11 protein-coding genes are annotated in these 15,125 nt (G+C 48.7%); all 11 read left to right on the forward strand.

What is annotated here, in order from left to right; translation table 11 throughout:
• The first annotated feature begins 9 nt into the window (after positions 1 to 9).
• The 11 genes from J7E85_RS19950 (at position 10) to J7E85_RS20000 (ending at position 15,123) form a co-directional block, all read left to right on the forward strand.
• Positions 10 to 840, forward strand: a complete 831-nt coding sequence (locus J7E85_RS19950) for a carbohydrate ABC transporter permease (RefSeq protein ID WP_215160754.1) — start codon at positions 10 to 12, stop codon at positions 838 to 840.
• 19 nt (positions 841 to 859) lie between these two features.
• Positions 860 to 2,710 (forward strand): sensor histidine kinase, encoded by a 1,851-nt coding sequence (locus J7E85_RS19955; protein WP_251035871.1) that lies wholly within the window; start codon positions 860 to 862, stop codon positions 2,708 to 2,710.
• On the forward strand, positions 2,673 to 4,247 hold the full coding sequence (locus tag J7E85_RS19960; RefSeq protein ID WP_215160756.1) for a response regulator: 1,575 nt from the start codon (positions 2,673 to 2,675) through the stop codon (positions 4,245 to 4,247). The genes J7E85_RS19955 and J7E85_RS19960 overlap by 38 nt, the downstream gene beginning before the upstream one ends.
• Before the next feature lie 39 nt (positions 4,248 to 4,286).
• On the forward strand, positions 4,287 to 6,611 hold the full coding sequence (locus tag J7E85_RS19965) for a glycoside hydrolase family 3 N-terminal domain-containing protein (RefSeq protein WP_215160758.1): 2,325 nt from the start codon (positions 4,287 to 4,289) through the stop codon (positions 6,609 to 6,611).
• Positions 6,612 to 6,798: 187 nt separating this feature from the next.
• Complete coding sequence (locus tag J7E85_RS19970) at positions 6,799 to 7,368, forward strand: TetR/AcrR family transcriptional regulator (RefSeq protein ID WP_353049535.1); 570 nt, start codon at positions 6,799 to 6,801, stop codon at positions 7,366 to 7,368.
• A 37-nt stretch (positions 7,369 to 7,405) separates the two neighbouring features.
• Positions 7,406 to 7,801, forward strand: a complete 396-nt coding sequence (locus tag J7E85_RS19975; RefSeq protein WP_215160762.1) for a YvaD family protein — start codon at positions 7,406 to 7,408, stop codon at positions 7,799 to 7,801.
• Between the two features lie 348 nt (positions 7,802 to 8,149).
• On the forward strand, positions 8,150 to 9,142 hold the full coding sequence (locus J7E85_RS19980) for a helveticin J family class III bacteriocin (protein ID WP_215160764.1): 993 nt from the start codon (positions 8,150 to 8,152) through the stop codon (positions 9,140 to 9,142).
• A gap of 85 nt (positions 9,143 to 9,227) precedes the next feature.
• The gene (locus J7E85_RS19985; protein ID WP_215160766.1) at positions 9,228 to 10,046 is read left to right on the forward strand and encodes an endonuclease/exonuclease/phosphatase family protein; all 819 of its coding nucleotides are present in this window, start codon (positions 9,228 to 9,230) and stop codon (positions 10,044 to 10,046) included.
• Positions 10,047 to 10,254: 208 nt separating this feature from the next.
• Positions 10,255 to 11,667, forward strand: coding sequence for an ABC transporter substrate-binding protein (locus J7E85_RS19990; protein ID WP_215160768.1), 1,413 nt, complete (start codon positions 10,255 to 10,257; stop codon positions 11,665 to 11,667).
• A 54-nt stretch (positions 11,668 to 11,721) separates the two neighbouring features.
• A complete protein-coding gene (locus tag J7E85_RS19995) occupies positions 11,722 to 13,488 on the forward strand; it encodes a sensor histidine kinase (protein WP_215160770.1) in 1,767 nt (588 codons plus the stop codon).
• Between the two features lie 6 nt (positions 13,489 to 13,494).
• On the forward strand, positions 13,495 to 15,123 hold the full coding sequence (locus J7E85_RS20000; protein ID WP_215160772.1) for a response regulator: 1,629 nt from the start codon (positions 13,495 to 13,497) through the stop codon (positions 15,121 to 15,123).
• Positions 15,124 to 15,125 lie beyond the last annotated feature (2 nt).

Below are 15,125 nucleotides of genomic sequence, written 5' to 3' on the forward strand. Positions count from 1 at the left end.
AGGGAGGAGATGTACAGACAAACGAAATGGTTCCATTTATCGGCATACACTTTCTTGGGGATATTCGCTATTATTAATATAATCCCTTTCTTTTGGATGATCGTAGATTCGTTCAAAACCGAGCAGGAATATGCGGCGAACCCGTTCTCCATACCGACTAAACTGCAATTCACCAATTACGCAAAGGCGTGGGAAGTGGCGAATATGGATACCTACTTCCTTAACAGCATCATCGTAACGGTGGTGTCATTGATCGTGACGGTTCTTCTCGGATCGCTTGCGGCTTACTTTTTAGCCCGGTTCAATTTTAAGCTGCGCGGTGCGACATACGCGATATTTCTGCTGGGCATGGTCGTTCCGATCCATGCGACCTTGATTCCGATCTTCTTGATCATGCGGAATCTGCATTTGCTGGATACCCACTTATCGCTGATTCTTCCTTACACGGCCTTCCATTTGTCGTTGACGATCTTTATTCTGGAAGGATTCATGAGAGGATTCCCGAAGGATCTCGAAGAATCTGGCGTCATGGACGGCGCGGGCGTATTCAAAATTTTCTGGTCGATCATTTTGCCGATCACGCGTCCTGCCATTTCAACTGTCGTGATCTTGAACTTTATATATAACTGGAACGAGTATTTATTTGCGCTCGTCTTGATCAGTTCATCGTCGCTAAAAACACTGCCGCTGGGGCTCGCCAACTTTGTCGGCATTGAGACGGCCAGCCTGACGCTGCAAATGGCTGCACTGACGATCGCGCTTATTCCGATCATTATTTTTTACTTGCTGCTGCAAAAGCAATTGGTTAACGGCATGACGGCAGGAGCAGTTAAAGGTTAAACGGGTTTCGTTCAACATCATGAGGACATCGAAAGAGGGAATGGACATGCGCAGCAGTTTTGGCTGGATCGGGAATTATGGTCTGAAACAGAAGGCTCTGGTCATTTTCCTCTTTTTTGTCATTCTACCTACGCTTGGGGTCGGCGTCCTGGCCCAAGACAAACTGAACGAAGTGCTGCGCAGCCAATTTATCCAATCAAGCCAGCGCAGCCTTGAGATCGTAACGAACCAGCTGGAAGAGCAAACGACCATGATTGAGGATATTGCCGATTATTTGATCCTCAGCAATGACATGCGCCAATACCTGCGCCTTGACCCACCGCCCGAGAGCGGGAGGGCAGAGCAGTTGAAGCAAAATCTCGAAGGATTTCTGACGTTTCAGTTGATGTCCAAAAATTACATCAAATCGATATCAATCACCGGTTTTAACGGTAATTCCATCGAAATGGGCGAACCGATTCACGGCAACGAAGAATCATGGAACCGGCTCGCGGACGAGCATAAAGGCGGGATCGTCTGGAGCAGCAGCTATCCGTCCACCAGCGGCTGGTATGGAGAAGTAAGCCTCGTTTCCTTGTTCCGGGTACTGAATTCATACGACGAGATCACGCTGCCGCTTGCCCGGCTCGTGATCCGCATGGATGAAGCCAGTATATTAAAACAGCTTCAGCGGGGTTTGACGCGGGACGAGGGGATGGTATTCATCGTGGATTCCAAAGGTCAACCTGTTCTGCCTTCCAAAGATAGGTTTCCCTTGAATATCGGCGATGAGGCAGCGTTCACGGATATCGTAACCGCTAGGACGATGGGCACATCCACTTACCGTCACGGCGGGGAAACGTATTTGACCTTTCATCAGCGGATGGAGAAAACCGATTGGTATATCGTTTCCATGGTGCCCAAGGCTGCGCTTGATCAGGATATACGCGGCGTAAGAATTCTGATGCAGGTCATTCTTGTCGGGATTCTCCTATTGGGTTTATCGGCCTTGATCGGCTTCCACTATACGATCATCAGGCCGATTCTGCGCTTGAAGATTGAGACCAATCGCGTAAAACTCGGCGATTTCTCCGCGAGAGTACCTATTCGTTCCAAGGACGAGATTTCCGAACTGAATCGCAGGTTTAACGATATGGTATCCACGATTCAGGAACTGATCGAGCATAAATACAAGCTGGAACTGCGGGAGCGCGAATCCGAACTGCGTTTGCTGCAGGAGCAGATGGACCCGCATTTTCTCTATAATACGCTCGATATGATCCGCTGGACTGCCAGGCTGGAGAAGGCCAGTGAGTCCAGCCAGCTCATCGAAATTTTGTCCCGATTCCTGCGTTCCAGTCTGAACAATGGTCATTACGAGACCAGTCTCGCTAAGGAAATGGAGTTCGTACGCTCCTATTTGTATTTGCAGCAGAGGCGGCTGGGTCAAAAACTGAAATACGCGCTTTATATGGAATATGATCTGGCGAATTCGCTTACTTTGAAGGCTACCATTCAGCCTTTGGTTGAGAATTTTCTTAAACATGGCATAGATCGGCGCGAGCTGGCAGCCAGAATATCGGTCATAGCGTATAAGCGGGAGGATGAGATTTGGATCGACGTGCAGGATAACGGCCGCGGAATGGACGATCTTACTTTAGAGGAAGTTCGGGAATCTCTTCGAAACGGGGTTCAAGCCGGTCGCAAACGAGGTGCGCTCAGCAACATTCATGAACGTCTATACCTATATTTCGGAGAACGCTACGGACTGGAAGTGATCGAGGCTTCACCTCAAGGAACCTTGATTCGCCTCAAGCTCCCATATTCTGAAACCTACGGTGGTGAATCATACGATGCAACACGTGAAGACAGTAAAAATGCTGATCGTTGACGATGAACCCGTGATCTGTCAAGGCTTGCATTATACCATTGACTGGGCGGACTATGGAGTCGAAGTCGTTGCGGAAGCTTATGACGGCCATGAAGCTTTGCAGGTGGTGCAAGAACACGAGATTGATCTGGTTTTGACGGACATCCGGATGGAGGGAATGGACGGGCTTCAGCTTGCTAAGGAGCTGAAGCGCTGCCACCCTGAGGTTCGGGTCATCATGATCAGCGGTTATGAGGAATTCGAATATGCGCGCCAAGCCATCAAGCTTGATGTAACCGATTACTTGCTGAAGCCCGTCGATATCGACGAATTGGTGGCGGCCGTAACCGGAATCGTGGAAGACATTCGCATCAAGAATACCCGTGTCAACAGTCCAACGAAGGATGCGGAGCTTTGGCTTTCCGAGATGGCCGCGCATTATGAAACTTCATTAGCCAAGTCGATACCTCTATATTTGTTAAACAGTGCCGAGTATAAACTCATAGCCACGCAGCTGGAGAAGTTCTCGAACCTTGCGGCTTCCGTGAATGAACAGGATTATGTGAGACTTCAGCAATTGTGGCTGCATACGATACGCGAAAACCTAGAAGCTAGCGCCATCCGTCAAGTATCCGTGTTTGTGCATAAAAATTTGCTGTTGACCCTGCTGATGACGGATCAACCGCGCTCGAAGCGGCAATGGGATGAAATCCTGCAAACGACGCTGGATGCTTGGCCAGAAGATCATCGCATATATGGCGCGGTATCGGATGCTTACGCTTCCCTGGACCAAACGGCAGCCATATGCGCCGATGTGCGCGCGTTACTGCCTTATTATGCCTTGGAGCAGCGCTCCTTGCTGGATCGCGAATATAAGGCCGAGGTGGATAATGGCCGGGCATTACACGATTTCGACAGTGCGGACATGGTATCGAAACTGTCCGTGGCATTATTCAAGCAGGATGCCGATATGCTGGAAGAGCTTATCGACGGCATGTTCCGATTATTCCTGGATCAGCGCTACCTGTTGAGGGATATGGTCAAAGTGTGTGATGAATTATCCATCATGCTGCGGCAGCGCCTTCGACAAAGCGGGCTGACCCAGCTTGAGCATGGCCTGGAGAGGGCGATCGACCTGGAGGTCTCCAATCATCCCGATGCGATCCGGCAGGCGATATCCACGGAAGTGTTTGACCTGCTGCAGTTGATCGACAAGGTTGGCATCGACAGATCGTTCTGGATCATTGAGAAGGCCAAAAAGTATATGACGGAACATTATTTGAGCGACCTGAAAGCATCGGAAGTGGCGGCGTATTTAAAGATTACGCCAAGCTACTTCAGCAATATTTTCAAACAAAGCACGGGAAAAAGCTTCAGCGAATACATGAACGAATTGCGCATCAACGAGGCGAGAAAGCTGCTGCTGACGACGCAGGACAAGGTGTTTGAGATTGCGGACCGAGTCGGCTACAAAGAATACAAGTATTTTGTATCCGTCTTCAAACTGTACACGGGCATGACGCCCAAGAAATATCGGGTCTTGAATATCAAAGAATGATCAGAAGTATGACAACCAGGATGGTAGGAGTATGGGAATATGGAGAAATTTCGTAATACTGCGCTCCCCGTAGACGAGCGTGTAGAGGATTTGTTATCCAGAATGACGCTGAGGGAGAAGGTCGGGCAGCTGAACCAGCACTTGTACGGCTGGATGGCATATCGCCGAAGCGAAGGAACCGAAACGGAGTTTGAACTGACCGACTTATTCAAGGATCATGTCGAGTGGGGAGCCGGCATGGGGGCGCTGTACGGACTGTTCCGGGCGGATCCCTGGTCCGGCGTGACTTATGAGAACGGGGTTCCTACGCAAGACAACGCGAAGGTAGCGAATGCCATCCAGCGTTATGTAATCGAACATAGCCGGCTGGGCATTCCCGTGCTGCTCTCGGAGGAATGTCCCCATGGTCATCAGGCGCTCGACGGAACGCTTCTGCCCGTCAATACGGCCATCGGTTCAACCTGGAATCCCGAATTAATTGAACAAGCCTATTCCCAGGTAGCCTCCGAGATCCGCAGCCGAGGCGCGCATTTAGGGTTGGTCTCGGTACTCGACATCCTGCAGGATCCGCGGTGGGGACGTTCCGAGGAATGTTACGGGGAGGATCCTTACTTGGCTGCACGGATGACGGAGGCCGTTGTCCATGGCCTACAGGGAAGAGACCTGGAAGAGTGGAAGAAACCGGACAGAGCGGCTGCCGTGCTCAAGCATTTATGCGCACAGGGAGCAGGGCAGGGCGGTCGCAATGCAGGACCTGTTCCCGTTGGCGAGCGGGAGCTTCGCGAAATTCATTTGCCTGCCGCGGAGGCGGGGATCAAGGCAGGAGCGGCTGGCGTCATGGCGGCCTATAATGAGCTCGACGGCATTCCGTGTCATGCCAATGATAAGCTGTTAACCGGCATTCTGAGAGATGAATGGGGATTTGATGGAATTGTCATGGCGGATGGAACGGCCATCGACCGGTTGGTGTCCATTACGGGAGACTATGAATCCGCGGCGGGTCTAGCCCTGTCATCCGGGGTTGATCTTAGTTTGTGGGACAAGTCCTTCACCACGCTTGAACAAGCGGTGAAACAAGGGAAGTCCGATATGGAGAGCATTGACCGCGCGGTGGCTCGAGTACTTCGGCTTAAATTCCGATTGGGACTGTTCGAGAAGCCATACGTTGACGAAGGTTTGGCAGCTACAACCGTCAACAATGCAGCCGCTAAACACTTGAATGCATCCGTCGCGAGAGAAGCGGTTGTGCTGCTTAAGAACGACAAAGACGTACTGCCGCTGAATGGCGGCAGCATCAAACGACTGGCGGTTATCGGACCTAACGCGGACAGGCTTTACAACCAGCTTGGGGACTACACCAGCGTTCAGCGCGAGGGTAGCGGAGTTACGGCGCTTCAAGGCATTCGAATGGCTGCTCCCGCAGATACAGACATCGTCTTCGCTCCCGGATGCAGCGTCCGAGGCATGTCCGCGAAGGGCTTGCCTGAAGCGATCGAAGCCGCCCGTTCCGCGGACGCGGTCGTGCTCGTACTCGGAGGCAGCAGCGCCCGTCAATTCGGAGATACGTTTGATAGTAATGGTGCAGCGATCGTAGCGGAAGGGGATCCGACGGAGATGGATTGCGGCGAAGGTCTCGATCTTGCCGAACTGCGTTTAGGCGGGATACAGGAGCAGTTGGTTCGGGAAATTCACGCGATCGGCAAACCGGTGATCACCGTGCTTATTCAGGGGCGTCCGCTCGCCGTCGGCGAGGTGGCCGAGCTCAGCGATGCCTTGCTGTGCGCTTGGTATCCCGGCAGTGAAGGCGGCCGTGCCATCGGAGAGATCCTGTTCGGCCAGGTGAACCCGAGCGGCAAACTGCCCGTTTCGATCCCGCGCTCCGTGGGTCAATTGCCGGTTTATTATAATCAGAAAAATGCAGGGCGCCCTCGCCCTTATGTCGATATGCCGTCCAAACCGTTATATCCGTTCGGATTCGGTTTGAGTTACAGCACGTTCGAATACGGTTCTCCGACCATCTCGCAGAAAGAAATGACGCTTGACGAGCTTCGATCCGGAGGTCTTGTCGAAGTATGCGTGGAGGTGAAGAACACCGGAAAGATGAAGGGAGATGAAGTTGTTCAGCTCTACATACAAGCCGATCAATCAGGAATAACCCGCCGTTTACGGGAATTGAAGGGATTCAAAAAGGTAGCGCTGGAGCCTGGTGATGTAACCACCGTCACGTTCGAGCTCGGCTTCGAGGAGTTGGCTATTTGGAATCGAAACATGGAATTCGAAGTGGTCCCTTGCAGAGTCAACATCGTTGCGGGAGCTCATTCGGATTGGGAAACCGGCGTTGTTAAATTAAGGTTAAAGTCCTAAAACGAAGCTGAAACAGAAGAAGGATATTCTTATACATTAGTACGGAACATCGATCATTTGGAGGCAGCATTTATGGCTGTCTCTTTTTGTCGTGAATGAGCGCTTTCGTTGACATGAAGAAGGAATTGGGATATGATTTTAGAAATCAAGGAAAACCTTATCGTTTTATTATTTTCCGAACAAGGAAGTGTACCTATTGAGAGACCGAATTGTTGAGGCGGCAAGCAATGAAATCATGAGAAGAGGATTACGATTTACAATGGGTGACCTTGCCAAACGACTGGGTATGAGCACGAAGACGCTGTACGGATACTTCCCTTCGAAGGATGTACTTATTGCAACGATTCTTCATGAGGCCATTGTCGAACTTCAAGAAAAAGAAAAGGACATCATGGGTAATCCTGACCTGACTACACTCGATAAACTTAAGCAATGCCTCATCCTCATCCCGACTGATTTTCAGTTTATCGGATTGAACCTCATAACCGAGCTCCAGCGTTATTATCCTGATCAATGGAAGACGCTGGATCAATTTCTAAATAAACAATGGGGCAACATCACGGAACTATTTCATGAAGGAATCAATCAAGGATGGTTACGCCCTTTTAATACCAAAATATTCATTGATTTGTATGTAGGGGGCTTTTATCGGTTAATCGAGGACTCGGCAGCAAACAAGAGCAGCATGACTCTACAGGAAGGGCTACGTGAGATGGGAGAGATTCTTTTGGCCGGTATCATCAAGCGGGAAGCTTGAGCAAACGATAGTCCACTAGGAGAAGAGAGGGTATGGATTGAGTAAAACATTAAAAGGTTTGTTCTTATTTACGGATATCGGATTTATTTTGTATTGGGTCGTCACCGCGCTTGCGTTAATTCCCAAGGAATATTTATATCAGGATTATACCAATGAGCTGTTAGTGGTTTGGAATTGGTCGTTCTTCCCGCTGGATATACTCATTTCCATCACCGGAATGTACAGTCTTTACTTACATAATCACATGAATGTAAAGTGGAGAAGTTTTGCCTTAATATCGCTTATCCTGACATTTTGTTCCGGACTGCAGGCGATCGTTTTTTGGATCATGAAGTCCGATTTCGACATCTTGTGGTGGGCGCCTAACCTGTACCTCATGTTATATCCTTTATTCTTCATCCCAAAACTGCTTGAGACCAAGGAGCGGCGGTAATTCGTGGCTTTTTGTTTTTTTTGTTTTACTGAATTGGATGAACATTTGATAAAAGTCACTGCCGACATTTTCTGAGCTCCAACGAAAAAAAGGGCTAAAGGACCATACGGTTCGTCTAACTTTAAGTATTTTATACACGGGAAATTCTTGAGGTACATGGTAAACTCAATAGTGGATCCCCCATTTTCTGTAATAAAGCAGAAACTTGATTTGAATGAGGCGGTGTTTCTGTATAAAGAGAGGAGGAAGATATCCCATATCATGGCAAAAATGCCCGCATGAACCTTATTATTAGTACGTATTCGGGGGCAGTCCAATTTGATTCCTACTATTAGTGGAGGTGTATTGATGGTTGACGTTCAAGGGTTGAGGCATATGAAAAGGCACTTAAAAATTCTCGCGTCCGCAATACTTGCAGCTCTCGTGTTTTGTATGTCCGGATTGCCCGCATTCGCGGCAACTCCTGAGAAAACGCTCAACGCTTCGGCAACGCTTGCCTACAATTTAAAGGGACTTAATCATAACGTGGCAGTTCAAAAGGCTTATATCGCGGATAAATATCTCTATGTCACGCAGCGGTCGAAGGGAAATTGCTATCTTTCAAGACTGCTCATTAACGGGAAAGACGCTACTTATGTAGATGAAATGACCGTTACGAATACCGGCCACTGCCAAACGCTGGATATGTATACGTACGACGGCATCAATTACTTTTATTTCAGTTCGAAGGCAGATCCTTCGACGGACTATTACTGGTCGCTGCAGGTAGCAAGACTTCAATATTCAGCTGGCAAAACTGTGGATTATACGGATTTGCATCGTTTCACTTATATGAATTACGCCAATAAAACGGGGGCAAGGCTAGGCGAGACCTACCGTGTGGATGGCGGCGGCAATAGTACTCATACGGTGTTCCGCGTACAAACAAAAGAGGGGACGGTAACTTGGTCCATTTATGACACGGTCGCACTCAATAAGCTTCTGGACAGCAATGAACAGGTGCGGATGGACAGCGCAGCAGCGGTGAACGCAGCGGTTGGCAGCTTTACGCAGTCGGGCAGTGGGATCGTAAGGCCGAACGGCTCCTTTCAGGGGGCCGATATGCTGGGTCAGACGAAAATATATACATCAGGCGGAGCGGAAGGCGACATCCCGCAGATTGCCATGATGACAAACGCAGGGACATTCAAAACCCTCGTGAAAATCACAAATGTGGGAAACCATGAAATCGAGGGAGTGCAGACCAAGAACGGCAACGTTTATTTTACGATTGTGACGGACCCGGTAAACAAAAAAGATACGCAAAAAGTGTATTACGTTCCGGACAGCATATTTAATTAACTTCCACGCGGGTCAGGCGCTGAGAATGGTAGCAACAGTAAAGGTAGCTTAGTTCGGCATTCGACAATGAAAGGGAGATTCGTCCATGAAAAAGAGCGTCATCTCATTTATCGCTTGCTTGTTGTTTGTTCCCGTGTTTACAACAGGGGTGCTGGCGGCTGGAAAAGGACAAGGTAAAGAAGTAAGCACAACGGTGATGTCTTACAACATCCATCACGGGGTTGGATTGGATGAGCAGTTAAGCCTGCAAAGAATCGCCGATGTCATCCGTGATTCCGGCGCAGAAATTGTCGGCCTTCAGGAAGTGGACCGGTACTACGGGGAGCGAAGCGACTTTCAAGACCAAGCGAAGGAACTGGCGGGTTTGCTCGGATATCACTATGCTTATGGTGCCAATCTTGATTTGGAGCCGGAGGAAGGACAGACGAACAACCGTCAGTACGGAACTGCCATTGTTAGCAAGTATCCGATCCTTCGATCCGAGAATGTTTTGTTAAGCAGCTTCGGGAAGGAGCAGCGCGGTGTACTGCACGCTGTCGTAAATCTGAAGGGAATCCACGTGGATGTGTACAATACGCATCTTGGACTGGATGTCACCAGCAGAACGGCACAGGCGCAGGAAATCATTGACCTGGCTTCTGCCTCTGAGGGGCCGATGCTGCTGATGGGCGATTTTAACGCGGAACCTGACAGTTCAGAGTTTCAGCTGCTGCTCGACAGCGGTTTATTCGTGAACAGCTTTCAGGGAATAGACGATGCCTATACGTTTCCTGTAATCAATCCATCGGCAACGATCGATTACATTCTGACCTCTCCAACTGTTCAGCATTCGAATCAGCGCGTGATCCATACGGAAGCCTCGGATCATCTGCCCATCGCAGCCGATGTGTCATTCCAGCGTTAGGACCTTGGGGTGGGCTTGAAATTAGGTTCAAGCAAGACATAAGCAGGACATAACAATGATCAAGAGGCTACCGCCAGGCATTAGCTTGGGGTAGCCTTTTTCGTATGGGGAGATGAATCGATATTCTTCCCTTTACAGTTTTTTTACCGTTCTGTCTATATCCACAAAATAGGTTATGCTACGATACAAGCACAAGGAGGGTGTGTGCATGATCACTTGGAGATTACCGCTGGTTGCATTGATGTGCTTGAGCATAACCATAACAGGGTGCATGCAGGGTGGCAATGGGCAGGCCTCTGACCGTTTAATTTCGTACTCAACGACATCGGATATGGCTGCTGCCGAAGAAAAGACAAAGCTGAGATTCTGGTCAACGGGGCGCCATGACGCGAATTATATCAAAGAGGTCATTCATCGTTATAACCAAGAGAATTCCGATTTTATTGAGGTTGAGATGACGGTTATGGCAGATGATTTTGCCCAATCGCTTGATTTGTCATTTGCCAGTGAGTTATCACCTGATATCTTCACCCCGATCGATCTTGCTGAAATGACTCAAAAAGGCTATGTAGAGCCATTAAACGAATATTTAACGCCGGAGATCAGAAACAGGTTCGGGAAGCAAGCCTTTATTGAGGGATATAACGTGTTTGATCCGTTCATATACAGTCTTCCTAACAGCGGATCAACCTTGCGACTTATTTATAATGTGGAGCTTTTTGAGCGTGCTGACATAACTTCACCTCCGAAATCGCTTGACGAGTTGGTGGAAGCGGCGAGCCGGATTACCGAAATTGGAAAAGCGGATGGCGTTTACGGTTTTGCTCTACCCTATAAAATTCCTGCCAGCGCTCTTGGCCGGTCAGCCGTTCCGATTGCGGAAATAAGCGGAATCAGCGGCGATGGTTATGACTTTTCAACAGGCAACTATGATTTTACGGGGTTTATACCGATTATTAGCGCGTTCCGGACCATGGTGGAGAACGGCAGTACGCTGCCGGGATCGGAATCCCTGGACATCGATCCGCTTCGAGCGCAGTTTGCCGACGGGAAGATCGGGATGTATCTGTCCTATTCTTCGGAACCCAGCATTTATAAGTTTCAGTTTCCGGCCAAGATCAAGTGGGGAGCTGCACTTCCCCCATCGATTGACGGAACCTATAAAGGAGTGATCAATCAGGGAGTTGGAGCGACAAGGTGGTTATCGATTAGCAGCCAGTCGAAGCACAAGGAGGAAGCTTGGAAATTTCTCCGTTATATGTATAGCGATGAAGTGCTGATCGGGTATCAGGAAGCCGGACTGGGCATTTTATCGGTGGATGCGATAGCCGCTAAAGCCAGGAAACCCGATATCGACGGCATCACCAGCTTCCTCCCAGGTGATTATGACGGAATATGGCCTGCATCGCCTCAAGGATTCAAACCAAAAGGAAAGGAGTGGGAGGACGAATTCGTAAAGTACATCATGATCGGCGGAGATCTTGATTCCTTGATTGAGGATCTGAACGCGCGCTACAACGCAGCGTTAGATCAGGAACGGGCCGTCGGAAGAGTGAATATGCAAGCCATTCCTTCATTTGATCCGCTGCATCCTCAGGATGTCTCATGGCTAAGTGATTGATCTAATGAACAACTGCTGCCACAGCCGAAATTTAGAGACGGAGGATGTTGATCTATGCTCTACCGACTATCGTTCAGACGCCGAATCTGGATCGCGTTTATGCTCATTGTCACTTTTGCGGTTACTACCGCAGGCGCGTTAAGTTACATGATCGCGGAGGAAGTTGTGAAGGACAATGCCTATCAGCTTAGCCAGGAAACGATTCATCAAACTTCGAAGGTGTTAGATGAGAAACTGAATCATGTCACGCAAGCGGTTTACTCGATGATGGTCAATACGGCTTACCGAAGAGCGTTAGGGATGGACAGCAGTTACTCGGAGGCGGAGAATTATTATACACATCTGTCCGGGCTGCAATCGACTTTTGTGCAGACCAAGCTGTATGAACCTGTTATCGATTCTATTCTTATCGCCACGCGTGAGGGTGACTATTACCAGACAAGTCAGCAGCGTAACTTCTCCCATTCGTTCTATGACTCGGAGCTGTATACGCTTATCAAAAGCGAGAAGCGCAAATTATGGGTGGCCGGTCATGAGGACCGTTTCTTTTCCAGCAGGGAGAACGTCATTTCCTTTGTGATGGAGGGCATACCCTCCCATTACATCGAGGATATTTTCGTTGTAGCGAATATCAAAATCGACTCGATCCAATCCTTAATTGCCTCGGAGGATAAAAATCGCAAACAGTTCCATCTCTTGGCCTCATCCGATGGGAGTGATGTGCTGTTAAACGATTCCATCATCGCGGATACGCTAAAACATGAGCCTAAATATAGGGAGGCCTTAACAGCTGAGCAGGGAAGCTTTGAGTATTCGGATCAAGGTTATGAGTACCTGGTTAACTTTACCAAGCTAGGTGGAGTGAAGGAGTGGACGTTATTCAGCTTCCTGCCTAAATCGGAGTTGATGAAGCAGATGGACAGCATCAAGCTGACCATTCTCGGAGTTATTACGGGATGCTTGCTCGTGTCGTTTGCTTTTGCCAATATGCTAACCCGTTTGCTTATAAGACCGTTAAGCCACTTGCAATCACTAATGAAACGGGTGGAGATGAACGATCTTAACGTACGTTATGAAAGCGAATACAATGATGAGATTACGCAGGTCGGTTATCGCTTTAACCGGATGCTGGAAGAGCTTAATGAAATGTTTGACGTTGTGAAGCAGGCAGAGAAGGATAAACGCCAGTCCGAGATGAAAGCCCTGCAAGCTCAAATTGATCCTCATTTTCTATATAACACGCTTAACACGGTTTACTGGAAGTGCCAGTTGAATCAATTGGAGGATGTGCAGGAAATGGTGCTGTCCTTATCACAGCTGTTTCAGCTGGGCCTCAATCGCGGCAATGAGATGACGACGCTTGAACATGAGCTGCTCCACGTGGAGCAGTATTTAAACATTCAGCAGAAATGCTATGAAACGCTGTTTACCTACAATATCGAGGTTGATCCCTTAGTGGATATGCAGCACCCGATCTTAAAAATCATGCTGCAGCCGCTGGTTGAAAATTCAATCCTGCACGGCTTTAACGATCGTAATGAGGGCGGGTTCATTCGAATTCAGGTGAAACAGGATAGCACCTATCTGTATTTCAACGTGGAAGATAACGGTATGGGGCTGAACGAAAAGAATCCAGCTGATCCACTTCTTCGACAACCGGCATCCTCTCCTACATCGGGTTATGCGTTAAATAATGTCCGATTGCGATTACAGCTTCAGTATGGAAGCTCGGCAGATTTGTACATGGAAAGCGAACCTAATGTATGTACCCGAGTTTCGATTATCATCCCCGTTACCCACGACTTGAAGGGAGTTGACTAAAAGCAGATGAGCGCAATAACGACAACGATTTGCTTTATAGATGACATTCAGAGTGTCGTCGATGGCGTATCCAAGCAAATCAACTGGGAACGTCATGGGATAACCGTAAGCGGAACGGCAATCAATGGAGAAGACGGACTCATGTTGATCACCTCGTGCAGACCGGATATCATCGTGACCGATATTCGAATGCCGAAGCTCGATGGTCTGGAATTGACCCGACGCGTCAAAGAGCTGCTGCCTCGCAGCAAAGTCATATTGATGACAGGTTTCAGCGATTTTGAATATGCCAGGCAAGCGGTTCAGCTTGGGGCGTTTGACTTCATAACGAAGCCCTTTTCACTAGCTCATATCGAGGAAATTGTTGTAAAGGCCAAAAAAGAAATTGAAGCGATACGAAACCAAGAGGATCATATCGCTGAATTAGAGCAGCGGGTTCAGGAGAGTATGCCGTTCCTGCGTCAGGAATTGTTCACGTTATTGTTACATCATAAGGTGGATAAACAGGAGGCGGAGCAGCGGTGGGAATATGTAAAGCCGGATTTAGAGTCCAGGGATCTGCTCGTCATGATTCTTGAAATCGACGGATTTGCTGACAAGCACCGAGAGTCACCGATGAATGAAATAGAGCTCGCCCGGTTTGCATTGAAGAATATTACGGAGGAGACCATCGCTTTGTATACAAAGGGGATGGTATTCCGGGATTCGGCTAACCGCCTGGTAGCGGTGTTGAATACACCGTTATCAGCTCCAGCGGCAGTCATAGCAGAAGCGTGCTGTCAGCATGTTAGATTATATACTTCATTAACGACATCCATCGGAATTGGCAGACCCGTAACGTATATCCATGAACTGTACTCATCGTATGATCAGGCTTTGCATGCCCTGTCATACCATTTCTATACCGGAGGCAACGCGGTGATTTCATATGAAGATATAGCTAATACAGAAATGTCCTTGCCGCGCAGTATACGGACCGCAGAGCAGGAAATGGTATATGCCTTACAATCCGGAAACGTCGACCAAGCCTTACTGACGCTCGATCATATCCTGAATGAGTTTACGGACAGGTCGCCGCTTCCCAAGCCGGAATACTTCATCAGCCTCTACTACGAGCTGGCGTACATGATGCTAAGGGCGATTCAAGATAAGGTACCGATGAATGAACTGTCCGATTTAAACATGATCGTTCGGGAAGGGCGGGTCAGCTCGGAGAGGTCCTTAACGGACATGAAGAAGATTCTCCATAGCATCGTGACGCTAGGCTGCGAACGCATCGAGAATCAGAATCGCTCCGCCGCCGCACAAATCATCCAGGAAGCCATTCATTATGTAAAATCCAATCTGGATCAGGACCTCAGCCTAAGTGCTTGCGCGAAGGGAGTTCACTTGAGCCCAAGTTATTTTGCCGGCTTGTTCAAGAAAGTGACAGGAATGGCATTCAGTCAATTTGTCACTCAAGAACGGATGGAGGTGGCCAAGCGGCTGCTCTTGGAGGATCGGCAAATCCAGGAGATTGCGGAGTCGCTTGGTTATGTGGAGCGCCGATATTTTACCGACGTGTTCAAAAAATATACGCAGATGACACCATCGGAATTCAAGCAGGCGCACATAAGAAACAATATTTCATTGTAATA

The sequence above is a fragment of the Paenibacillus sp. ISL-20 genome (genome assembly GCF_018613005.1).
Classification (GTDB): Bacteria; Bacillota; Bacilli; order Paenibacillales; family Paenibacillaceae; genus Paenibacillus_AQ.